The 22,045-nt window shown below is 69.6% G+C and carries 28 protein-coding genes; 27 read left to right on the forward strand and 1 reads right to left on the reverse strand.

What is annotated here, in order from left to right; translation table 11 throughout:
• The first annotated feature begins 22 nt into the window (after positions 1-22).
• The 17 genes from GRF61_RS09095 (at position 23) to flgJ (ending at position 13,454) form a co-directional block, all read left to right on the forward strand.
• Positions 23-376, forward strand: a complete 354-nt coding sequence (locus GRF61_RS09095; RefSeq protein WP_248281169.1) for a flagellar hook-basal body complex protein FliE — start codon at positions 23-25, stop codon at positions 374-376.
• 25 nt (positions 377-401) lie between these two features.
• Complete coding sequence (gene fliF / locus GRF61_RS09100; protein WP_169150346.1) at positions 402-2,117, forward strand: flagellar basal-body MS-ring/collar protein FliF; 1,716 nt, start codon at positions 402-404, stop codon at positions 2,115-2,117.
• Entirely contained in the window at positions 2,092-3,120 is a 1,029-nt protein-coding gene (locus GRF61_RS09105) for a flagellar motor switch protein FliG (protein ID WP_169150347.1), read from the forward strand. The genes fliF and GRF61_RS09105 overlap by 26 nt, the downstream gene beginning before the upstream one ends.
• The gene (gene fliH, locus GRF61_RS09110) at positions 3,117-3,803 is read left to right on the forward strand and encodes a flagellar assembly protein FliH (protein WP_169150348.1); all 687 of its coding nucleotides are present in this window, start codon (positions 3,117-3,119) and stop codon (positions 3,801-3,803) included. Before GRF61_RS09105 ends, fliH begins: the two co-directional genes overlap by 4 nt.
• Positions 3,800-5,110: a flagellar protein export ATPase FliI gene (gene fliI / locus GRF61_RS09115; protein WP_169150349.1), complete on the forward strand. Its 1,311-nt coding sequence runs from the start codon at positions 3,800-3,802 to the stop codon at positions 5,108-5,110. The genes fliH and fliI overlap by 4 nt, the downstream gene beginning before the upstream one ends.
• Positions 5,107-5,541, forward strand: coding sequence for a flagellar FliJ family protein (locus tag GRF61_RS09120; RefSeq protein WP_169150350.1), 435 nt, complete (start codon positions 5,107-5,109; stop codon positions 5,539-5,541). Before fliI ends, GRF61_RS09120 begins: the two co-directional genes overlap by 4 nt.
• An 87-nt stretch (positions 5,542-5,628) precedes the next feature.
• Positions 5,629-7,002, forward strand: coding sequence for a flagellar filament capping protein FliD (gene fliD, locus GRF61_RS09125; RefSeq protein ID WP_169150351.1), 1,374 nt, complete (start codon positions 5,629-5,631; stop codon positions 7,000-7,002).
• A 37-nt stretch (positions 7,003-7,039) separates the two neighbouring features.
• Entirely contained in the window at positions 7,040-7,426 is a 387-nt protein-coding gene (fliS, locus tag GRF61_RS09130; RefSeq protein ID WP_169150352.1) for a flagellar export chaperone FliS, read from the forward strand.
• Positions 7,419-7,730 (forward strand): hypothetical protein, encoded by a 312-nt coding sequence (locus GRF61_RS09135; RefSeq protein WP_169150353.1) that lies wholly within the window; start codon positions 7,419-7,421, stop codon positions 7,728-7,730. Before fliS ends, GRF61_RS09135 begins: the two co-directional genes overlap by 8 nt.
• Positions 7,727-8,857, forward strand: coding sequence for a flagellar hook-length control protein FliK (locus tag GRF61_RS09140; protein WP_211165852.1), 1,131 nt, complete (start codon positions 7,727-7,729; stop codon positions 8,855-8,857). The genes GRF61_RS09135 and GRF61_RS09140 overlap by 4 nt, the downstream gene beginning before the upstream one ends.
• A gap of 6 nt (positions 8,858-8,863) precedes the next feature.
• Entirely contained in the window at positions 8,864-9,325 is a 462-nt protein-coding gene (locus GRF61_RS09145) for a flagellar basal body protein (protein WP_169150354.1), read from the forward strand.
• A gap of 2 nt (positions 9,326-9,327) precedes the next feature.
• Positions 9,328-10,020, forward strand: a complete 693-nt coding sequence (locus tag GRF61_RS09150) for a FliA/WhiG family RNA polymerase sigma factor (protein WP_169150355.1) — start codon at positions 9,328-9,330, stop codon at positions 10,018-10,020.
• A gap of 33 nt (positions 10,021-10,053) precedes the next feature.
• Positions 10,054-10,923, forward strand: a complete 870-nt coding sequence (gene motA, locus GRF61_RS09155) for a flagellar motor stator protein MotA (protein WP_169150356.1) — start codon at positions 10,054-10,056, stop codon at positions 10,921-10,923.
• A complete protein-coding gene (locus GRF61_RS09160; protein ID WP_211165853.1) occupies positions 10,910-11,920 on the forward strand; it encodes a flagellar motor protein MotB in 1,011 nt (336 codons plus the stop codon). The genes motA and GRF61_RS09160 overlap by 14 nt, the downstream gene beginning before the upstream one ends.
• 49 nt (positions 11,921-11,969) lie before the next feature.
• Positions 11,970-12,251: a flagellar biosynthesis anti-sigma factor FlgM gene (gene flgM, locus GRF61_RS09165; protein ID WP_169150357.1), complete on the forward strand. Its 282-nt coding sequence runs from the start codon at positions 11,970-11,972 to the stop codon at positions 12,249-12,251.
• A complete protein-coding gene (gene flgN, locus GRF61_RS09170; protein ID WP_169150358.1) occupies positions 12,248-12,673 on the forward strand; it encodes a flagellar export chaperone FlgN in 426 nt (141 codons plus the stop codon). Before flgM ends, flgN begins: the two co-directional genes overlap by 4 nt.
• Positions 12,660-13,454: a flagellar assembly peptidoglycan hydrolase FlgJ gene (gene flgJ, locus GRF61_RS09175; RefSeq protein ID WP_169150359.1), complete on the forward strand. Its 795-nt coding sequence runs from the start codon at positions 12,660-12,662 to the stop codon at positions 13,452-13,454. Before flgN ends, flgJ begins: the two co-directional genes overlap by 14 nt.
• Here the strand turns inward: flgJ and flgA are convergent.
• Entirely contained in the window at positions 13,439-14,170 is a 732-nt protein-coding gene (flgA, locus tag GRF61_RS09180) for a flagellar basal body P-ring formation chaperone FlgA (RefSeq protein ID WP_169150360.1), read from the reverse strand. The two genes, flgJ and flgA, sit on opposite strands and share 16 nt — an antisense overlap.
• Here flgA and flgB point away from each other — a divergent pair.
• Genes flgB through flgK form a run of 10 tightly spaced genes read left to right on the forward strand, consistent with a single transcriptional unit; the run spans position 14,169 to position 22,036 of the window.
• On the forward strand, positions 14,169-14,528 hold the full coding sequence (gene flgB, locus GRF61_RS09185) for a flagellar basal body rod protein FlgB (RefSeq protein WP_133587934.1): 360 nt from the start codon (positions 14,169-14,171) through the stop codon (positions 14,526-14,528). The two genes, flgA and flgB, sit on opposite strands and share 2 nt — an antisense overlap.
• A 2-nt stretch (positions 14,529-14,530) precedes the next feature.
• Positions 14,531-14,947 carry a flagellar basal body rod protein FlgC gene (gene flgC / locus GRF61_RS09190; protein WP_169150361.1) on the forward strand — a complete coding sequence of 139 codons (417 nt, stop codon included), beginning with the start codon at positions 14,531-14,533 and terminating at the stop codon, positions 14,945-14,947.
• A 2-nt stretch (positions 14,948-14,949) separates the two neighbouring features.
• Positions 14,950-15,615, forward strand: a complete 666-nt coding sequence (locus GRF61_RS09195) for a flagellar hook capping FlgD N-terminal domain-containing protein (RefSeq protein WP_169150362.1) — start codon at positions 14,950-14,952, stop codon at positions 15,613-15,615.
• A gap of 28 nt (positions 15,616-15,643) precedes the next feature.
• Positions 15,644-16,831 carry a flagellar hook protein FlgE gene (gene flgE / locus GRF61_RS09200; protein WP_169150363.1) on the forward strand — a complete coding sequence of 396 codons (1,188 nt, stop codon included), beginning with the start codon at positions 15,644-15,646 and terminating at the stop codon, positions 16,829-16,831.
• A 22-nt stretch (positions 16,832-16,853) separates the two neighbouring features.
• Positions 16,854-17,579: a flagellar basal body rod protein FlgF gene (locus GRF61_RS09205; protein WP_169150364.1), complete on the forward strand. Its 726-nt coding sequence runs from the start codon at positions 16,854-16,856 to the stop codon at positions 17,577-17,579.
• A 24-nt stretch (positions 17,580-17,603) separates the two neighbouring features.
• The gene (flgG, locus tag GRF61_RS09210; protein WP_169150365.1) at positions 17,604-18,392 is read left to right on the forward strand and encodes a flagellar basal-body rod protein FlgG; all 789 of its coding nucleotides are present in this window, start codon (positions 17,604-17,606) and stop codon (positions 18,390-18,392) included.
• Position 18,393: 1 nt separating this feature from the next.
• Complete coding sequence (flgH, locus tag GRF61_RS09215) at positions 18,394-19,056, forward strand: flagellar basal body L-ring protein FlgH (RefSeq protein WP_169150366.1); 663 nt, start codon at positions 18,394-18,396, stop codon at positions 19,054-19,056.
• Between the two features lie 14 nt (positions 19,057-19,070).
• A complete protein-coding gene (locus GRF61_RS09220) occupies positions 19,071-20,192 on the forward strand; it encodes a flagellar basal body P-ring protein FlgI (RefSeq protein WP_169150367.1) in 1,122 nt (373 codons plus the stop codon).
• A 9-nt stretch (positions 20,193-20,201) separates the two neighbouring features.
• Entirely contained in the window at positions 20,202-20,642 is a 441-nt protein-coding gene (locus GRF61_RS09225) for a rod-binding protein (RefSeq protein WP_169150368.1), read from the forward strand.
• 14 nt (positions 20,643-20,656) lie between these two features.
• Positions 20,657-22,036: a flagellar hook-associated protein FlgK gene (gene flgK / locus GRF61_RS09230; RefSeq protein ID WP_169150369.1), complete on the forward strand. Its 1,380-nt coding sequence runs from the start codon at positions 20,657-20,659 to the stop codon at positions 22,034-22,036.
• Positions 22,037-22,045 lie beyond the last annotated feature (9 nt).

The raw sequence follows: 22,045 nt of genomic DNA on the forward strand, positions 1-22,045 counted from the left end.
TACGGCGCTACAGGAGAGATCAATGCAGTTGGGACTGGATGCGGTACTCCGCGCCGAGGCCGCCCGGATGGGGGCCGACGCTGCCGGCATCGCCGGTGGGCTTGCCCTGCCGGTGCTCAAGCCCACCCTGCCGGCCGGCTTCGGCTCGGCTTCCGAAGTGAACTTCGCCGACGTGATGTGGCAGGCGGTGCGCGGGGTGGACGATCAGTCCCGCACCGCCGGCGAGCGTGCCGAGGCGGTGGACAGCGGCGCCAGCGACGATCTCGTCGGCGCCATGTTGTCCAGCCAGGAGGCCAGCTTGTCCTTCTCCATGCTGATGCAGGTGCGCAACAAGGTGGTGGGCGCGGTGGACGAGCTCATCAAGCTGCAGCTTTGACTCCACTACACCTGGACAAGCGACCGTGATTGCCTCCCTCAAACCCGTACTCTCCCGGCTCAGGCCGGCCGGCGCCGTGCCGGTGCTGTCGCCCGCGCTGCTGCGCAGCCTGGTGCCGCTGGTGGCGCTGGCGGTGGGCGTGACCGCGCTGGTGCTGATGTTCATGTGGCGCGACCAGTCCAGCTACAAGCCGGTGTTCGGCCACGGCGAAAAGGTCGCGGTGGCCGACATGATGGCGGTGCTGGATGCCGCCAGCGTGGCCTACCGCCTGCATCCCGAGACCGGCCAGGTGCTGGTGCCGGAAGACCGCCTCGGCGAAGTGCGCATGATGCTCGCCGGCAAGGGCGTGACCGCCCAGCTGCCCGCCGGCCTGGAACTGATGGACCGCAACGATCCGCTGGGCGTCAGCCAGTTCGTACAGGACGTGCGCTTCCGCCGCGGCCTGGAGGGCGAACTGGCGCAGAGCATCGCCACGCTGGACGCGGTGTCCGCCGCGCGGGTGCACCTGTCCATCGCCAAATCCTCCTCCTTCGTCGTCAGCGACGGCAGCAAGAGTTCCGCTTCGGTGGTGGTCACGCTGAAGCCGGGGCGGCAACTGGCGGCGGAGCAGATCGCCGCCATCATCAAGCTGGTGGCCGACAGCGCCACCGGGCTGGACCCGCAGCGCGTCAGCCTGGTGGACCAGAGCGGCCGGCTGCTGTCCGCCCAGGTGGACCTCAGCGATGGCTTCGATCCCAGCCAGGGCAGCGAGGCCGCGCGCCGCTTCCAGGACGAGACCCGCCGCGGCGTGCGTGACCTGCTGGCGCCGGTGCTGGGCGAGGACAACTACCGCGTCAGCGTCACCGCCGAGGTGGACAACGACCGCGTGCAGGAAACCCACGAGCGCTATGGCGATACGCCGCGCATCACCAATGAGGCGATGCGCGAGGAAAGCGGCCGCGACCCGCTGGCGGTCGGCGTGCCCGGCTCGCTCAGCAACCGGCCGGTGGCGGTGCAGGGCAACCCGCCGCAGAACCAGAACGGCCAGGTCGGCGGCGCGCAGGATGCCAGCACCGCGCAGAAGAACGCCACCACCCGCCAGTACGCCTACGACCGCAGCATCACCCAGATCCAGCGCAGCCGCGGCCGGCTGGAGAAGCTGAACGTGGCGGTGGTGCTCAATGCCGCGGCGGCGCCGGGCGGGGCCGGCTGGACGCAGGAATCCCTGGCCGACGTGGAGCGTCTGCTGCGCAGCGGCCTCGGCATCAACGCCCAGCGCGGCGACACCCTGGCGGTGTCGGCGATGGCCTTCCCGGCGGCACCGGAAGCGCTGCCCTGGTGGCAGGAGCGCGACAACGTCATCGACGCCACCAACTACGCGATGTACGCGCTGGCGGCGCTGCTGGCCTTCTTCCTCGTCGTCCGCCCGCTGCTGCGGTTGGCGCAGCAGCGCTGGGCGCCACCGATCAACACGCTGCCCGAAGTCGACGTGACGCCGGAACCGGCCGCGCTGGCCGCGCCCGAAGGCGCAGCGGCAGCCGCCCTGGCCGGCAGCACCGCCATTCCGCTGGCAGGGCCGGCCGGTGCCGGTGGCATGCCGGTGCGGCCACTGCTGGAGGACTACGACCTGCCGCCGCCGGGGTCGCCGGTGGATGTGATGGTCGATCACCTGAAGGTGCTCGCCGGCAAGGAGCCGGAGCGCGTCGCCGAAGTCGTCAAACAATGGGTGCAGAATCATGGCCGATCCGAACAAGCCGGGTGAGCTGGTCGTTCCCGGGAAGCCGAGCCCGCTGGAGCAGGCGGCCATCGTGCTGCTGAGCATGGGCGAGGAGCCCGCCGCCGCGGTGCTGCGCTGCTTCTCCCGCGAGGAGTTGCTGGAGGTCACCCAGGTGATGTCGCGCATGAGCGGCATCAAGGTGGAGACGGTCAAGCACTCGCTGCAGTCCTTCTTCGATGATTACCGCGAGCAGAGCGGGGTGCATGGCGCCTCGCGCTCCTACCTCAAGCGCTCGCTGGATCTGGCGTTGGGCGCCGACATCGCCAACAGCGTGCTCAACACCATCTACGGCGACGCCATACGGCCCAAGATGGCGCGGCTGCAGTGGGCCTCGCCCAAGTGGCTGGCCGAGCGCATCGTGCATGAGCATGTGCGCATGCAGGCGGTCTTCCTCGCCTTCCTGCCGCCGGCGCTGGCCGGCGACGTGGTCGATGCGCTGCCGGAGGAGAGCCGCGACCTGGTGCTGCTCAACGTCGCCCGCCTGAACGAGATCGACCGCGAGTTGCTGGAAGAACTGGACGAGGTGGTGGACCGCTGCCTCGAAAGCCTGGGCCTGCAGAGCGCCAGCGTGGAAGGCGTGCGCCAGGCGGCGGAGATCCTCAACCGCCTGCCGGGCAACCGCCAGCAGATGGTGGAGCTGCTGCGGGCGCGCGATCCGGAGGTGGTGTCGGAGATCGAGGTCAGCATGTACGACTTCTTCATCCTCTCCCGCCAGAGCGAAGCCAACATCATCCGCATCATCGAGGAGGTGCCGCTGGAGCAGTGGGCCATCGCCCTCAAGGGTGCCGAGCCGGCGGTGCGCAACGCGGTGCTGCAGTCCATGCCGCGCCGGCAGGCGCAGACCTTCGAGGACACCATGCGCCGCATGGGCCCGGTTCCCATCAGCCGCATCGAGCAGACGCGGCGCGAGATCATGGACGCGGTGAAGGGGCTGGCGGATGCCGGCGAGATCGAGGTCCAACTGTTCGCCGAGGCGGTGGTGGAATGAAAGGCTACCGCCTGCACCGCTTCCCGCCGCTGTCGCAGCTCGGCAGCAGCGCGGCGGCCGGCGGCTCCGTCGCCGACATCCAGGCCGCGCTCGCCGACGGCTTCCAGCAGGGCATGGAGCGCGGCTACCGCGAAGGCCACGGCAGCGGTCTTGCCCAGGGCCTGGAGGAAGGCCGCGCCCAGGGCCGGGAAGAGGGGCTGCGCAGCGGCAGGGATGAAGCGATGCGGGCGGTGCGCGCCGACTTCGAGCGCCTGGCGGCGCCGCTGGAGGCGATGCTGGAGAGCCTCAGGCACCTGCAGGCGGATTACCAGGCCGCATTGCGCAAGGAGGTCGTCGACCTGGTGGGCAAGGTCGCCCGCCAGGTGATCCGCTGCGAACTGGCGCTGCAGCCGGTGCAGATGCTGGCGCTGGTGGACGAGACGTTGGCGACCATGCCGCCGGCGCGCGAGGGCGTGGAAGTCTTCCTCAACCCGGAAGAGCTGCAGCGCATCAAGGAGCTGGACCCGGAGCGGGCGGCGCGCTGGCAGTTGATCGCCGATCCGCGGCTGGAGCCGGGCGAATGCCGCATCAAGGCCGATGGCCGCGAAGCCGACGCCGGCTGCCGCCAGCGCCTGGCAGCCTGCATGGAGCAGGTTTCCAGCCAGCTGCTGCCGGCCAGCGAAGATGGCGAGGTGGCCGCATGATAGGCGAGGCGCTGCGGCGGCTGGAACTTGACGCGGTGCCGGTGGCGACCCCCACCGGCCGCCTGGTCGGCGCCTCCGGGCTGCTGCTGGAAAGCGTCGGCTGCCCGCTGCAGACCGGCCAGCGCTGCCGCATCGAAACCGCCAGCGGCGAGTGGATCGCCGCCGAGGCGGTGGGTTTCCGCAACGAAGTCTCCTACCTCATGCCCTACAAGCGGCCGGACGGGCTGGCCACCGGCGCCCGCGTGCTGCCCGCCGCCGAACAGTCCGGCCCCAGCATCGGCCCCGCCTGGCTGGGGCGCATCGTCAATGGCCTGGGCGAGCCGCTGGACGGCCTCGGCCGCCTCAGTGGCGAGCATGTGCTGGAGCCGCGCCCACCGCGCGTCAATCCGCTGAAGAAGCGGCCGGTGCGCGAGCCGCTGGACGTGGGCGTGCGCGCCATCGACGGCGTGCTGACGCTGGGCAAGGGCCAGCGCGTCGGCCTGATGGCCGGCTCCGGCGTCGGCAAGAGCGTGCTGCTCGGCCTCATCACCCGCCAGATCGTCGCCGACGTGGTGGTGGTCGGGCTGATCGGCGAGCGCAGCCGCGAGGTGCGCGAGTTCATCGACCTCTCCCTCGGCCCGGCCGGCCTGGCGCGCGCCATCGTGGTGGTGGCGCCGGCGGACGAATCGCCGCTGATGCGCCTCAAGGCCACCGAGCTGTGCCACACCATCGCCGCCCATTTCCGCGATCAGGGTAGCGACGTGCTGCTGCTGGTGGATTCGCTCACCCGCTACGCCATGGCGCGGCGCGAAGTGGCGCTGGCGCTGGGCGAGCCGCCGGCCACCCGCGGCTATCCGCCCTCGGTGTTCAGCCTGCTGCCGCAGCTGGTGGAAAGCGCCGGCAACGGCGAGAACGAGCAGGGCAGCATGAGCGCCATCTACACCGTGCTGGCCGAGGGTGACGACCAGCAGGACCCGGTGGTGGACACCGCCCGCGCCATCCTCGACGGCCACATCGTGCTGTCGCGCGAGCTGGCCGAGCGCGGCCACTACCCGGCCATCGACATCGCCGCCTCCATCAGCCGCTGCATGGCGCTGGTGGCGGGGCAATCCCACCAGAAGGCCGCCCGCGCGCTTAAGGAGATGGCGGCGCGCTACGCCCAGGTGCGCGACCTGCTGCCGCTGGGCGCCTACGTGCCCGGCGCCGATCCGGCCACCGACCGCGCGGTGGCGCTGTACCCGGCGATCGAAGAGTTCCTGCGCCAGGGCACGCATGAAGCGGCGCCGCTGGCGGCCACCCGTGCCCGTCTCGAGGAGTTGATGGCATGAGCATGGTCAAGCCCTTGGACAGCCTGAAGCGGCTGGTCGAGCTGCGCAGCCGCGAGGTCGACCGCCTGAGCGCCGACATGGCGAGCCGGCAGGGCGAGCGCGCCCGCTACCTGGGCAACCTGGAGCGGCTGGAGCAGCTGCGCGCCAGCGTCGGCGCCAGCGGGCTCGCCAGCCCGGCGCTGGCGCTCAACTGCGCCGACTACAAACAGGCGGTCACCGCCATCGCCGCCGCCCATCGCGAGGACCTGGCGCTGCATGAGGCCGACATGGCGCTGGCGCAGCAGGCGCTGATCGCCGCCGCCCGCCGCCACGAGGTGCTGGACCAGGTGCATGCCCGCAAGCATGGCGAAGCGCAGCGCCAGGAGCGGGCGGTGGAACAGAAGCAGCAGGACGACCTGGCCGCCCAGGTGTGGCTGCGGGGCCAGCCATGAGCCGCGCATATCGCCGATTTCAGTCGCGAGGGCAAATGGTCGCCTTATCCAAGGCAGACCCCGTTTCCCCCTCGGCAGGAGAGTTCCATGGCTGATATCGATCCGACCTCGATGGCCGCCTCGCTGGCGACCTACTACACCCAGAACGCCCAATCCCGGCTGGATACCCAGACGGCAAAGGCGACCAGCACCACCACCGCGCTGACCAAGCTCAAGAGCGCGCTGAGCACCTTCGACACCGCGCTGGCCGGCCTCACCTCGGTCAAGACCGGCGTGGCCCAGTACTCGGCCAGCTTCTCCTCCCCGGTCGGCACCGCCACCGCCTCATCCACCGCGGCGGCCGGCAGCTACGCCTTCTTCGTCGAGAAGGTTGCCACCGCGCACCAGCTCGCCTTCGAAGACATTCCGCCGGACATCGACGTCATCAACGGCGGCCCGCTGATCATCCAGCTGGGCGACGGCAGCAGCTTCACCGTGGATCTCGCCGCCTCCGACCGCGACGGCGACGGCAAGCTCTCGCCCAGCGAAGTGGCGCGCGCCATCAACCTCGCCGAGGACAACGGCGGCAAGGTCTCCGCCATGGTCGTAACCAGTGGCGGCAAGAGCCAGCTGGTGCTCACCTCCGCCACCACCGGCAGCGACGGCGCCATCACGCTGGACACCAGCGGCCTGCCGGCCAGCGAGCTCAAGACCGCGCTCGGCGGCGGCGGTGTCGAACTGGTGAAGGCGGAAGACGCGGTGGTGTGGCTGGGCAACAAGGATTCCGGCCTGCGCATGGAGCAAAGCTCCAACACCTTCACCGCCATCGAAGGCGTCAGCGTCACCTTCACCCAGGCGATGAGCGAGGGCAGCGCGCCGGCCACGCTGACGGTGGGCACCGACACCAGCGGCACCACCTCCAAGGTGCAGAGCTTCGTCAGCGCCTACAACGCGCTGATGAAGGTGCTGGGCGATCTCACCGCCTACGGCGACCCGGACGCCGGCTCCGCCTCGGCCGTGTTCGCCTCCGACACCGGCGTGCGCACCCTCAAGACCCGGCTGGCCGGCATCGTCCGCGACGGCGCCGGTGGCGTCAGCATGCGCGAGCTCGGCATCAGCATCGGCCGCGACGGCACCATGGCGCTGGACACCGACAAGCTGGAAGCCGCGCTGGAGGCCGACCCGAGCAAGCTGGACAGCTTCTTCGGCAGCCCCCGCGCCGGCAACCAGACCGGCGTGCTCGGCAACTTCGACACCTACCTGGACAGCTGGCTCAACAGCGCCTCCGGCCAGATCGCCCGGCGCCAGGAAACGGTGACCAAGCAGCAGTCGCAGTTCAGCGCCCGCCAGGACCAGCTCGACCGCAAATACGACAGCGCCTACGCGCGCTACCTCGCCCAATTCACCCAATTGCAGACGCTGACGGCGCAGATGAGCGAGACATCCGGCCTGTTCAGCAGCCTGTCGACCAGCAGCAGCTGAGGCTGGCCGGCGCAGACATCCAACGAGGGGTAAGAGCTTGAACCACGAAGCCTATCGCAGCTACCACGAGGTCAACCTGGGCGCCCGGGCCGCCCAGGCCTCGCCGGTGCAACTGGTGCTGATCCTCACCGACGGCCTGCTCGAAGAGCTGGCGCGCACCCGCGCCCACATCGAGAGCAAGCGCTACGAGGCCAAGGCGATCAGCCTCGACAAGTGCGTGAACATCCTCAACGGCCTCTCCAGCGCACTGGACTTCGACGCCGGCAGCGAACTCGTCGTCAATCTCGGCCGCCTCTACGACTACTGCGCCCAGCGCCTCTACCACGCCGGCTATGCGCTGGACGTGGTGGCGGTGGACGAGGTCATCGGCCTCATCACCACCCTGCGCCACGGCTGGCAAGGCATGCAGGCCAATCATGGATAGACAGGTAGCGCTGCTGCGCCTGGCGCGCCGACTGGCCGCCGCCGCCGCCGACAAGGACTGGGACACCCTGGGCCGGGTCGACCGCGAGCTGGCCGCCGCCTTGCCGCAGCTGGCGGCGCACGGCGCCTGGAGCAGCGCCGAGCAGCGCGCGCTGGATGAACTGCAGCGCGCCCATGCCGCCGCCCGCGCCGACTGCGCGCGCGAAACCGCCGACACCGGCCGGCGGCTGGGACAGATGCGGGAAAGCAAGGAAGGCTGGATGGCCTACGCGATGAACGAAGAATGGCAGGGGAGCCGCACATGAATGCCTTGTTGAACGTGGCCAGCGCCACGGCGAAGGCGCCGGCCCAGGGCGCCGCGCCGGCCGTCGGCGCGGTGCTGGCGACCGCGCCGGGCGCCGGCAGATCCACCGCCCCCGACACGGCGGCGAATGAAGGCGCAACGACCGCCGGCGATTTCATCGCCGCGCTGCAGGGCGCGGCCGACCAACTGGCGGCAGGCGACGCTCCGGCGCTGGAGCAGGGCGCCAGCCTGGAGGCCGAAGCGGGCAAGCAGGCCGAGACCCCGGCCGACGGCGCACAGCAGGCGCAGACGCCGGCCACGCCGGCAATGGACGCCAATGGCTCGGTGGCCGCCATCGTCGCCGCCCTGGTCGCGGCCGCCACCGGCAACGCCCAGGCGGCGCCCACCGGCGAAGCCACCGTGTCCGCCGGCCATGACGATGGCGCGGTAGCCGCGCTCGCCCGGCCCGCCGCAGCGGCGCTGGCGCAGGACACCCTCGACGCCCCGGCGCGCCAGGAGGTGGCCGCGGCCAACCGCAATATGACGGCCGCTGATCTGCCGCCATCCGCCGCCGCGGTACGCCTGCCGCAACGGAATGCCGCCGCGCTGGCCGCCGCGCCGGAAGGCAACGCGGTGGAACGCCTGCCGGCGACGGCTGCGACCACCGTGTCTGCTGCCGTTGCCTCGGCCAGCGCCAGCGGTGCCGCCGGCGAGAGCGCCACCCTCAAGCTGCCCAATGGCGAAGCCAGCCAGTGGCGCCAGCCGCTGGCCCAGGCGCTGGGCGAACGGCTGGAGGTGCAGCTCGCGCGCGGCAGCGAGCGGGCGGTGATCCGCCTCGACCCGCCGATGATGGGCACGGTGGAAATCGTCGTCCGTCATGAAGGTGGCGCGCTGCAGGTGCATCTGAGCGCCACCCACGGCGATGTGCTGCGCCAGCTGCACGCGCTGAGCGACAGCCTGCGGCAAGACCCGGCGCTGCGCCAGTTCAGCGAGGTCAGCGTGCAGGTGTCCGACGCCGGCCGCGACGGCGATGGCCGCCAGCGCCAGCGCCAGGCCGAAGGCAATGCCGAGGAACCCGGCCGCGCCCTGGCCGAAGCCGAGGCCGGCCATGCGCCGCAGGGCTTCTCCCTGAGCGGTGAGCAGGGGTAAGCGGCGATGAAGAAAACCCAGCTCCTCATCGTCTTCATCCTCGTCGGCAGCCTGATGGCGGCGGCCGGCGGCGGCGCCGCCTGGTGGTGGCTGAACTCGCGCAGCGCCACCCCGCAGGTGGCGGAGCAGAAGCCGCAGCTGGATACCCGCGAGTACCGCTACGTCAGCCTGGACAAGGTCATCGTCATGCTGCGCGGCCGCGAGGGCGAGCCGCTGTCCCACTACCTGGCGCTGGACCTGGTGTTCAAGACGCCGCTGGAGAGCGAGAAGACCGCCAAGGCCCATCTGCCGCTGATGCGCAGCATCGCGGTGAAGGCAATGTCCGCCTACACCTTCGAGCAGGCCGGGCAGATGACGGTGGACCAGTTCGCCGCCGGCATCAACCAGGCCTATGACGAAGGCTACGCCCGCGAGCCGGGTGGCAAGCCCTTCGTCGAAGCCATGATCGGCAAGCTCATCATCGAGTGACCATGGACATGCAGACCGGCTACGCGGAAGTCCAGGACGTCGCCGACGAGCAGACGCAACTGCTCGCCTACGCGCCGCTGGTCAAGCGCATCGTGCGCCAGCTCAATTCCCAGAGCGGCGGCGCGATAGACCGCGAGGACATGGAGCAGATCGGTCTGCTGGGCCTGCTCGACGCCCTGCGCCGCTATGGCACGCCGGACGAGAAGTTCGGCGCCTACGCGGCGATGCGGGTGCGCGGCGCCATCCTGGACGAGCTGCGCCGGCAGGACTGGCGGCCGCGCTCGGTGCGGCAGGAGAGCCACCGCAACCGCGACGCGGTGCGCGAGCTCACCCGCCGCCTGGGCCGCGAGCCAAGCGAGGCCGAGATCATGAAGGCGCTGGGCCTCAGCGTGGAGGCCTACCAGGAATACCAGCTGGCCGAGAGCGCCGAGATGCTGGCCAGCTTCGACGAGATGATGAACGAGATGGGCAAGCTGCCCTCCGACCGCCCCACGCCGGAAACCCTGCTGGTGCGCCGGCGCAGCATCGAGCAGGCGCTGCTGGCGCTGGACGAGCGCGAGCAGCGCGTCATCCAGCTGTACTACGAGTTCGACCTCAGCCTGAAGGAAATCGCCGCCGTGCTCGGCCTCACCGAAGCGCGCGTGTGCCAGATCAACAAGGGGGCCTTGCGCAAGATGAAGGCCTGCCTGGAATGAAGACGCAACACTGAAAGGAAACGGGAGCAATTCATGCAGCAGATCCTGGGTATCGCCATCGTGCTGGGATGCGTCTTCGGCGGCTTCATGCTCGGCGGCGGAACCCTGCACGTCATCTGGGAGCCGGTGGAGTTGATCATCATCGTCGGTGCGGCCACCGGTGCCATCGTGCTCGGCAACCCCCGCCACGTGCTGGCCGAGATGGTCATCCAGCTGCGCAAGGTGATGTTGCGCCGCAAGCAGGGGCCGGACTTCCAGCGTCAATTGCTGCTGCTGATGTACGAACTGCTGCAGACGGCCGCCGGCGGCCTCAAGGCGCTGGACGCCCACGTCGAGGCGCCGCACGACAGCCCGCTGTTCCGCCGCTATCCGCTGATCCTGGAAGAGCCCAAGCTGCTCGCCTTCATCGTGGACAACTTCCGCCTGATGGCCATGGGCAAGATCAGCGGCCATGAGTTGGAGGGTGTGCTGGAGCAGGAACTGGAGGCCATCCACGACGAGTTGGAACAGCCTTCCAAGTCGCTGCACAAGATCGGCGAGGCCATGCCGGGCTTCGGCATCCTGGCCGCGGTGCTGGGCATCGTGATGGCGATGAACTCGGTGGGCGACGGCCTGGGCGCGGCGGAGATCGCCGCCAAGGTGGCGGCCGCCATGGTGGGCACCTTCATCGGCATCTTCTTCTGCTACGGTGTGCTCGACCCGCTCAGCAACGTCATGAAGCAGCTGGTGACGCAGGAGATGTCCAACATGGAATGCGTCAAGGTGGTGCTGGTCACCCACGTCTCCGGCAAGCCGCCGTTGCTCGCCATCGACGCCGGCCGCCGGCTGGTGCAGCTCAACATCAAGCCGAGCTTCGCCCAGCTCGAATCCTGGATAGACGCGCTGCAGGATGCGCGCAGCTGAGGCCCCGGCGACCATGGCGAACAACAACAAGCAGCACAGCGAAGCCGTCGTCAAGCGCGTCTCGCGCAAGCACGACGATGGCGGCCACGGCGGCAGCTGGAAGGTGGCCTTCGCCGATTTCTGCCTGGCGCTGATGTGCCTCTTCCTGGTGCTGTGGGTGCTGGCGGCGCGCGACAAGGAGCAGCTGGAGGAGAGCCTGCGAGAATCCAGCGCCAGCATGCTGGAGGGCGGCGAGCGCCGCATCCCCGACCCGATAGGCGCGCCCAGCGGCAGCCTGATCCCGCGCGAGCCCATCCCCAGCCGCGGCGAGACCACCAGCAACAGCAAGCACATCGGCAACACCGACATCGACCCCGATCCGGCGCGCATGCGCTTGAAGAGCCACTACGAATCCGCCTCCGACCTGCAGGAGCTGGCCCTCATCCTCGCCCGCCTGAGCGAGCAGAGCGGCCTCGCCGGCAACCTGCAGACGGTGGTGACGCCCTACGGCCTGCGGGTGATGCTGCACGACACCGACCGCGAAGGCATGTTCGAGCGCGGCAGCGCGGTGCCCAGCGAGAAGTTCAAGCAGCTGCTGCGCAAGATGGGGCCGCTGTTCGCCCAGATCGACAACCAGATGCTCGTCGTCGGCCATACCGACTCCAAGCCCTTCCTGTCGCGCGCCTTCGGCGCGCCGTCCAACTGGTCGCTGTCCAGCAACCGGGCGATGGCGGCGCGGGTGCAGTTGCTCGAAGGCGGCATGAACCCGCACAGCGTGCTGCAGGTGGTGGGCATGGCCGAGCGCGCGCCGCTGGACACCCAGGATTCCACCGCCGGCATCAACCGCCGCATCGAACTCCTCATCCTCACCACCGGCCAGGCGCAGATGGTGGCCTCGATGTTCGGCGTGCCGGACAAGGTCGCGCCGCTGATCGAGGGCGTGGATTCGGCGCTGCCGGATGCCGCACAGATAGACCAGCTGCGCCGCCAGTTCCGCGCCGGCGCGGGCGCGCGCTGAGCAGCGAACGAGCGGACATGACATGCGTACCAGAGCAAGAGGCCATTCCATGAAGATTTCCGGTTCCGCGGGCCCCCAGGCGCCGGCCATCGCGCCGGTGAGCGAAGCCGCCGCCAGCGACGGCGCCAAGGCCGCCACGCCGCAGGCCAATGCCACCGGCGAGCTGCAGTCCGCCGTGCTGCAGCCGGCGCTGCAGGCGCTGCGCGACATGCCCGACATCGACCAGGCCAAGGTCGCCGCCCTGCGCGAGGCGCTGGCACGCGGCGAGGTGCCCTTCGACGCCGGCAAGCTGGCCGGGCTGATAGCGCGCTTCCACGGAGGCCGCGGGTGACTCGCAAGGATCTGTTGTTGCGCCTGGCTGCCGGCATCGGTGCCGACGTGGCCGACTACAACCGGCTGCGCGGCCTGCTGCAGGAGCAGTTCGAGGCCGCGGTGTGCCACCGCAGCGGGGCCATCGCCGAGGTGGGCGAGGCCATCGTCGCCCTCGCCGGCACGCTGGAAGCGCGGCGGCTGGAACGGGTGGCGCTGGCCGGGCGCTTGTCGGTGGAGAAAGGCAGCGAGGCCATGCAACGCGTCTTCGCCATGCTGCCGCCCAACCCGCGCGAACGGCTGGAGGCCAGCTGGCAGGGGCTGGAGCGGCTGGTGCGCGAATGCAAGGCGATGAACCAGCGCAACTGCAATCTGTTGATGGAACAGCACGAGATCATGCAGCGCGTGCTGAACACCGAGGCCGACACCTATGTTCCGCGCTGACGCCGCCGCTTCCGCCTACGCCGCCGGCATCGCCGCCGCCCGCGACGAGATCGCGCTGCCACTGAACGCACCAGCGAGCACGCAGACGGGCGGCGCCGGCTTCGGCAGCATGATGGGCAGCGTGCGCGACGAGGTGCAGCACTTCATCGCCAAGGGCTCGCAGGAGCTGGAGCTGAGCGCCGCCGGCCAGGTGTGGCGCGCCCGCTTGCAGAACGCGGCGGTGGACGAGGAGGGCGAGCGCACCGCCACGCTGAAGACGGCGGCGCTGCGCGCGGTCGAGCGGGCCACGGCTTCCGGCCTGGCGGTGGAGGGCATGGCCGGGCACCAGCAGGCCTTCCTCGGCCGCATCGCGCCCTGGGCGCGGGAGGCCGGCCGGCGGCTGGGCGTGGCGCCGGAGATCGTCGCCGCGCAGGCGGCGCTGGAATCCGGCTGGGGCCAGCGGCCGCTGCACGGCGACGATGGCCGCGAGACTCACAACCTGTTCGGCATCAAGGCCGGCAGCAGCTGGCAGGGCGCCACCGTGGAGGCGCAGACCACCGAATTCGAAGAGGGCGTGGCGGTGCGCCGCGCCGAGCGCTTCCGCAGCTACCCGACGCCGGCCAGCGCCTTCCGCGATTTCGCCGCGCTGCTGGCAGACAACCCGCGCTATCGCGGCGCACTCAACGCCGGCGGCGACGCCCGCGCCTATGCCGAAGGGCTGGCGCAGGGCGGCTACGCCACCGATCCCGACTATGCCGACAAGCTGGTGAGCATTGCCCGCCGGCTTCAGCGGGCGGACTGAGGAGAAGGCGCGATGGGCATGTCCGCCGGTTCCACCTCGTTGCTGCCGGTCACCCGGGCGCGGATCACGTTGCCGGTGGTGGTGTTGCGCACATTCACGATGTCGCCGGCGCGGCCCACTTCCATCGCTTCGCCGGCGGCGGTCACCAGCACCGGGCCGTTGCGCGCCACGATGCGCACCGCCGAACCGCGCCGCACCAGCACAGGCTCGATCAGCAGCTTGCGGTCCACCACCTGCCCGGCGCGGATGGCGCGGCGGGCGGACTGGCCGATGACGTCCTGCGGGTCGGAGGTGACCTCGGCGCTGCCCACCAGCGGGCGCCGCTCCAGCGTCACTTCGTGCCCGGCGATGGGCCGGCGCGCGGCGATGCCGCCGGGCGCCACCACCACCTGCGCCGACAGCTCGGCGCGCACCACGTATTCCGCCCGCTCGCCGCTGGCCGGGCACACCGCCGCGTACCGCATGCGGCTGGGGTGGCGGGTGTCCAGCGCTTCCACCCGCGGCGCGCTTGCGCAGGCAAGCGGCGCGCCGTCGCCGGCGATGAGCTTGAGGCTCACCTCCGGCTGCACCAGCCCGGCCTGCGTGGCGCGATCGAGCAGGAATTCGCGCGCGGCGCGGGCCACCGGATCCTCGCTGGCGGCGAGGGCGGGCAGGGCGCTGGCGCAGGCCAGGCCGAGCAGGACTTCGAACAACCGGGATGAATGAGGTAAACGCATGGGCATAAATTTCGACAAGGCCTTGGGGCTGCATCCGGATGCGCTGCGGCTGCGTGCGGAGCGGACGAAGATCCTGGCGTCCAACATCGCCAACGACAGCACGCCCGGCTACCAGGCGCGGGACATCGACTTCGCCGCGACGCTGCGGCAGGTGGCCGGTGGGGAAGGGCTGTCGCTGGGCACCGCCGACACCGAACTGCTGTATCGCCTGCCGAACAACCCGACGCAGGACGGCAACACGGTGGAGCTGGGGACGGAACAGGCGCAGTTCTCGCAGAACGCCTCGGATTTCCAGACAAGTCTGACCTTTCTCAACATGAAGCTCAAGGGCCTGGCCAAGGCCATAGAGGGGCAATAAGCATGTCATTCAGGAATATCGCGCAGATTGCCGGCTCGGCGATGACCGCCCAGTCCCTGCGGCTGAACACGGTGGCGAGCAACCTCGCCAACGCCCAGACCGCTTCCGGCACCGAGACCGAGACCTACCGCGCGCGCAAGCCGGTGTTCGCCTCCATCTACGAGCGCAGCGGCGAACAGGTGGCCGGCGCCCGCGTGCAGGTGCTGGACGTGGTGGAGAGCACCGAGCCGCTGCGCCAGGCCTACGAGCCGGACAACCCGCTGGCGAACGAGGACGGCATGGTGTTCTACCCCAACGTCAATTCGGTGGCGGAGATGACCGACATGATGGCCGCCTCGCGCGCCTTCGAATCCAGCGTCGAGGTGCTGGGCCGGGTGAAATCCATGCAGCAGTCGCTGCTCAGGCTGGGAGAGAACTGATCATGGCAGCAGCGGTAAGCAACAACGGCAGCAACACCACCGGCAGCAGTTCGTCGTCGGCCATCACCATGAGCTCGACGGACGACAGCCCGTCCGAGCTGTTCACCACCCTGCTGGTGGCGCAGATCAAGAACCAGAACCCGCTGGAGCCGACCGACCCGAGCGAGTTCGTCGGCCAGCTCACCCAGCTGAGCCAGATGGAGGCCTTGCAGAACCTGGTGAGCCAGAGCGGCGTCACCGCTTCCATGCTGGAGAGCCTGCAGGTGCTGACGCTGGGCGGCCAGGTCGGCTCCCAGGTCACCGTCACCACCGACACGGTGAGCCTGTCCGGCGAGCCGGTGAGCGGCAGCTTCACCCTGGGCAACGCCAGCGCGGCGACCACGCTGGTGCTCACCGGCGAGGGCGGCAGCACCTACAAGCTGCAGCTGGGCACCCACGCGCCGGGCGAGGTGGCCTTCACCATCGACCCGGAAGCGCTGGGGCTGCCGGCCGGCAGCTACACCATGAGCGTGGTTGCCGACAGCGGCGAGACGCCGGCCATCGGCATCACCGGCCAGGTGCAGAAGGTGCGGCTGTCGCCCACCACCGGGGTGATGCTCACCGTCGCCAACCTCGGCGAAATCTCCAGCACCGCGATCACCGCCTTCAACGGCAGCAGCGTCAACTGAACAACCCCAGGTTCGAGAGGATGCAACCATGAGCTTCGAAATCGCCCTGTCCGGCATCAACGCCATCAACACCCAGCTGGACACCATCAGCAACAACATCGCCAACTCCGGCACCTACGGCTTCAAGTCCAGCCGCGCCAACTTCGCCTCCATGTACGCCGGCACCCAGCCCACCGGCACCGAGGTGTCCTCGCTGACGCAGACGCTGGGCATAGGCGGCGGCGTGCTCAACACCGGCCGCGACCTGGACGTCTCCATCACCGGCGGTGGCTTCTTCGTCACCCGCGATACCGACGGCACCGAGGTCTATACCCGCGTCGGCGTGTTCTCCAAGGACAAGGAGGGCTACCTGGTGGACAGCTTCGGCCGCAAGGTGCAGGGCTACGCCGCGGTGGAAGGCAGCGACGCGCTGGGCGCCATGGGTAACCTGCAGATTCCCACCGGCCAGATCCCGGCCCAGGCCAGCACCACGCTGGATTACGTCGGCAACCTGTCGGTGGACTGGACGGTGCCCACCGTCGCCACCTTCGACCCGGCCGATCCGCAGTCCTTCAACAGCTCGGTGCTGTCGGTGGTGCACGACTCGCTGGGCGTGAAGCACACGGTGACGCAGTACTTCGTCAAGACCGACACCAATGAGATCACCGCCTACTACACCTTCGACGGCGGCGCCCCGGTCGGCTCCGAGGTGCTCACCTTCGACACCGAAGGCCGGCTGCAGAGCCCGACCGCCGCGGTCACCGTGAACCTCGGCACGCCCACCGGCGCCGAGCCGATGACGCTGGCGCTGGATTACACCGGCACCACCCAGTACGGCGGTGACGCCACCACCACCACCAACGCCGCCAACGGCTACGCCGCCGGCACCCAGAGCGGCGTGCAGATCGACGCCGACGGCAGTGTGTTCGCCACCTATAGCAACGGCGAGAAGCTGAAGGTGGGCACCCTCGTCCTCGCAACCTTCCCCAATCAGGACGCGCTGGTGGCCATCAGCGACACCAGCTGGACCACCTCCAACGCCTCCGGCCTGCCGCTGTACTCGACGCCGGGCGTCGGCCTCGCCGGCAGCCTCACCGCCGGCGCGCTGGAGCAGTCCAACGTGGACATGACCTCCGAGCTGGTCACCCTGATGTCCGCCCAGCGCAACTACCAGGCCAACACCAAAGTCATCTCGACCGAGAACGAGATGATGCAGACCCTGATGCAGGCGCTGTAAGCCAGCCCGCCGGAGCGCCCACATGGATGCCTTGATCTACACGGTGATGAGCAGCGCCGAACGCGCCCTCAAGGCGCAGCAGGTGCATGCCAACAACCTCGCCAACCTCGACACCGGCGGCTTCCGCGCCGACCTGGAACTGGCCACCAGCCAGGCGGTGGGCGGCTACGGCTACGATTCCCGCCACATGAGCCGGCTGCAGGCCAACGCGGTGTCCGGCGGCGAGGGCGTGATGCGCCAGACCGGCCGCGACCTGGATGTCGCCATCGTCGGCGACGGCCTGTTCGCGGTGGAGTGGCAGGGCGGCGAGGCCTACACCCGCAGCGGCAACTTCTCGGTGGATGGCGAAGGCGCGCTGACGGTGAATGGCCGCCCGGTGCTGGGCGACGGCGGCCCCATCGTGCTGCCGCCCTACACCAGCCTGAGCATAGGCGTGGATGGAACCCTCTCCATCCTGCCGCCGGGGCAGAACGACATGCAGCCGGTGGACCGCCTGCGGCTGGTGCGCGGCGAGGCGGCGGAGCTGACCAAGAACGAGGCTGGCCTCATCGTCGCCCGCGATGGCGCCGAGCTGCCGGCGGACGACACCGTCACCCTGCGCAGCGGCCACCTGGAAGGCAGCAACGTCTCCGCCATCGGCGAGATGGTGGCGACCATGAACCTCAACCGCGACTTCGAAATCCAGATGCGGCTCTACAAGGCCGCCGACGACATGGCCGAGGCGGGCAACCGCCTGATGCGCGATTAACCACCAGGCATACGGAGCAAGACCATGAATCCCGCACTGTGGATCAGCAAGACCGGCGTGCAGGCCCAGGACGCCAAGCTGCAGGCCATCGCCAACAACATCGCCAACGTGAACACCGTCGGCTTCAAGCGCGACCGGGTGGTGTTCGAAGACCTGTTCTATCAGGTGGAAGTGCAGCCCGGCGCCCAGCGCGACGACAACACCACCGCGCCCTCCGGCGTGCAGCTGGGCAATGGCACCCGCCTGGTCGGCACGCAGAAGGTGTTCACCACCGGCAACCTGCAGACCACCGAACAGGCGCTGGACGTGGCCATCGTCGGCCAGGGCTTCCTGCAAGTGCAGCAGCCCAATGGCGACATTGCCTACACCCGCGCCGGCCAGCTGCAGGTGGATGCGGACGGTCGCCTGGTGACCGCCCAGGGGCTGCCGCTGGTGCCGGAGATCGTCATCCCGGCCAATGCCTCCGGCGTCACCATCGGCGAGAACGGCGTGGTTTCCGCCACCATCGCCAACGCCGCCGCGCCGGAGCAACTGGGCCAGCTCACCCTGGCGAGCTTCGTGAACCCGGCCGGCCTGCTGGCGCTGGGCGACAACCTCTACCGCGAGACGGTGGCCAGCGGCGTGCCCAATGAAGGCGTGCCGGGCGAGGAGGGCATGGGCAAGCTGAAGCAGGGCGCGCTCGAAGGCTCCAACGTGCAGGTGGTGGAGGAAATGGTGGACATGATCGCCGCCCAGCGCACCTACGAGATGAACACCAAGGTGCTCTCCGCCGCCGACAACATGATGCAGTACCTCGCCCAGGCGGTGCGCTGACATGAACACCCGCCTGCTCGCCTGCCTGCTGCCGCCGCTGCTGTCCGCCTGCACCGCGCTGCAGCCCATGCCGCCCACCGCGGCGGACGAGGACCTGCGCATGGCGCTGCTGCAGCCGCCGGTGCGCAAGGGGCAGGCGGGCGGCGTGTTCATCTCCGATTCGCCCTGGTCCATGACCTCCGACAGCCGCGCCTTCCGCCCCGGCGACGTGCTCACCGTGGTGCTGCGCGAAACCACCCAGGCGAGCAAGCGCGCCAACACCAGCTACGGCAAGGACAGCAGCTTCTCGATCTCGCCGCTGAGCCTGGGCAACCGCACGCTGCGCACCGATGCCTCCGCCAGCGCCGAGCGCGAGTTCGACGGCTCCGCCACCAGCTCGCAGCAGAACACCCTGCAGGGCGCCATCACCGTGGTGGTGCACGAGGTACTGCCCAACGGCCTGCTGCGGGTAGAGGGCGAGAAGACCCTCTACCTCAACCAGGGCGAGGAATTCATCCGCCTCAGCGGCTATGTGCGCGCCAGCGACATCGACAGCGACAACAGCGTCTCCTCCCAGCGGGTGGCCAACGCCCGCATCGCTTATTCCGGCCGCGGCGCGCTGGCGGACGCCAACTCCGCCGGCTGGCTGACGCGGCTCTTCAACAGCCCCTGGATGCCCTTCTGAACCCCGAGGTTTCCATGCGCAAGCAACGCTTCATCCAACTCGCCGCCGGCCTCCTGCTCGCCGCCGCGCCCTTGCTGGTGCCGACCGCCGCCGAGGCCGCGCAGGCCCTGCGCAGCCTGGTCAACGTGGAAGGCGTGCGCGAGAACCAGCTCATCGGCTACGGCCTGGTGGTCGGCCTGCATGGCTCCGGCGACAGCACCCAGGTGAAGTTCGCCGGCCAGTCGGTGGACAACATGCTCAAGCAGTTCGGCGTGAAGCTGCCCACCGGCAGCAGCACCCGGCTGAAGAACGTCGCCACGGTGATGGTCAGCGCGGTGTTCCCGCCCGGCTACCGCAAGGGCCAGACCATAGACATCGCCGTGTCCTCGCTGGGCGACGCCAAGAGCCTGCGCGGCGGCACCCTGTTGCTGACGCCGCTGCGCGGTGCCGATGGCGAGGTGTATGCGCTGGCGCAGGGCAACCTGGTGGTCGCCGGTCTGTCCGCCCAGGGCGCCAGCGGTTCCAACGTCACGGTGAACACGCCTACCGCCGGCCGCGTGCCCAACGGCGCCACCGTGGAGCGCGAGATCGAGAGCGATTTCGACACCCGGCCCACGGTGCGCCTCAGCCTCAAGCGGCCGCACTTCCAGACCGCCACCAACATCGTGCAGACCATCAACCGCCGCTACGGCGAGATCGCCTCCACCCGCGACGCCACCAGCGTGGACGTGATGGCGCCGGAGAACCCCACCCAGCGGGTGGCCTTCGTCGCCTCGCTGGAAGGGCTGCAGGTGGACGTGGGCGAGGCCACGCCCAAGGTCATCTTCAACTCTCGCACCGGCACGGTGGTGATCGCCGAGGGCGTGCGGGTGAGGGCGGCCGCCATCTCCCACGGCGCGCTCAAGGTGGTGATCTCGGAGGCGCCGCAGGTGAGCCAGCCGGCGCCCTTCGGCCGTGGCGACACGGTGGTCACGCCGCAATCGCAGATCTCGGTGGAGCAGGACGCGCCGCGCATGTTCAAGTGGCCGGCCGGCGCGAGCCTGCAGAGCATCATCGACACGGTGAACAGCACCGGCGCCACGCCGGACGACGTCATGGCCATCCTGCAGGCGCTGGACCAGGCCGGCGCGATAGATGGCGAACTCATCGTCATCTGAGGACAGCACATGGAACTCGACACCCTAGGCAACAAGGCCGGCCTGCTTTCCACCGCCACCACCGAAGCCCCGGTGCTGGACCCGGCCTACCGCGCCAAGGCGGAAGACGCCGCCGAGCGCTTCGAGGGCTTCTTCATCGCCGAGATGATGCGCCAGATGCGCAAGGTGACCCGCGAGATGGCGGGCGAGGACAGCGTGTTCAGCAACCGCATCAACCAGGACATGCTGGACATGGCCGACGGCGTGGTGGCGGACGTGCTCGCAGGCCAGCGCGCCTTCGGCGTGGCGGACGCCATCCTGCGCCAGATACTGCCGGCCGAGCCGCAGCGGCTGGCGGCGACGAACACCGCGGCGCTCGCCGCCGCCACCGCATTTAACCCGGCGGCCGCGGCGGTCGCCCTGAATGAGCAGGAAGCGCCGGCGAACGCCAGCACGGCGCCCGCGCCCTGAACAGGAAGACCGCCATGAGCATGATCAACAACGCGCTGTCCGGCGCGCTCGCCGCCCAGGTCGGGCTCAACATGACCAGCCAGAACGCCGCCAACATGATGACGCCCGGCTACACCCGCCAGGGCGTGCTGCTGTCCTCGGTGCAGCCGCTGGCCGGCGGCGTGCTGGCGGCCGGCAACGGCGTCACCGTTTCCTCGCTGCTGCGGTTCAGCGACGGCTACAAAAGCGTGCAGATGTGGCAGGCGAACTCCTCGCTCGGCCAGTACAGCACCACCCAGCCCTATCTGACCCAGCTGGAACAGGTCATGGGCGACGACACCTCCAACCTCAACAGCGGCCTGGACGCCTTCTTCGCCGCGCTCAACGCCGCCAGCGTGGATCCGTCCTCCAGCCCGTTGCGCCAGCAGGTCATCAGCGCCGCCGACGCTGCGGCGCAGCGCTTCAACAGCATCAACCAGGTGCTGGTGAACCAGCGCCAGGCGGTGTTCCAGCAACGCGCCACCACGGTGTCGCTGATCAACGGCCTCAGCGCCGGCATCGCCGATCTGAACAAGCAGATCGCCGCCGCCCAGGCCACCGGCGGCAACACCTCCGGCCTGGTGGATGCGCGCGACCTGAAGATAGATGAGCTCTCCAAGCTGGTCGGCGTGCAGGTGGTGGACCAGGCCGACGGCACCCGCAGCATTTCCCTGCGCAGCGGCCAGCCGCTGGTGGTGGGTTCGCTGGCCGGCACCCTCGGCCTGGAAGGCAACCTCGATGGCTCGCAGACGCTGAAGCTCAGCTTCGCCCAGGAGTCCTTCGTGGTGAAGGGCGACAAACTCAGCGGCGAGTTGGGCGGCCTGAACGATTTCGAGAACACGGTGCTGGTGCCGCTGATGGAGTCCGTCACCGAAATGGCGAACCAGTTCAGCACCCGGGTGAACGACCTGCTGGCCGACGGCTATACGCCGGCCGGCGCCGCCGGCGGCCCGCTGTTCGAGTTCGACGCCACCAGCACTTCGTCCATCCTCAAGGTGAGCGACGGTTTCCTCGCCGCCGACCTGGCTTTCTCTTCCGACCCGGCGCTGCCGGGCGACAGCGGCAACCTGCTGAACCTCATCGGCATCCAGTCCAGCCAGGTCACGCTGAGTTCCATCGGCACCGTGTCCTTCTCCGACGCCGCCACCCAGCTGGTCGGCAAGCTGGCGATGGACAGCCAGCAGAACCAGACCTCCATGAGCACCGCCGAAACCGTGCGCAACCAGGCGGAGGAAAGCTGGAAATCCACCAGCGGGGTGAACGAGGACGAAGAAGCCATCAGCCTCATCCAGTTCCAGCAGATGTACCAGGCGAACATGAAAGTCATCGCCGTCGCCAACGAGCTGTTCGACAACACCCTGGCGGCCATGGGCTGAGGAGAAGGA

This window comes from Azoarcus sp. TTM-91, from assembly GCF_012911025.1.
Taxonomy (GTDB): domain Bacteria; phylum Pseudomonadota; class Gammaproteobacteria; order Burkholderiales; family Rhodocyclaceae; genus Azoarcus.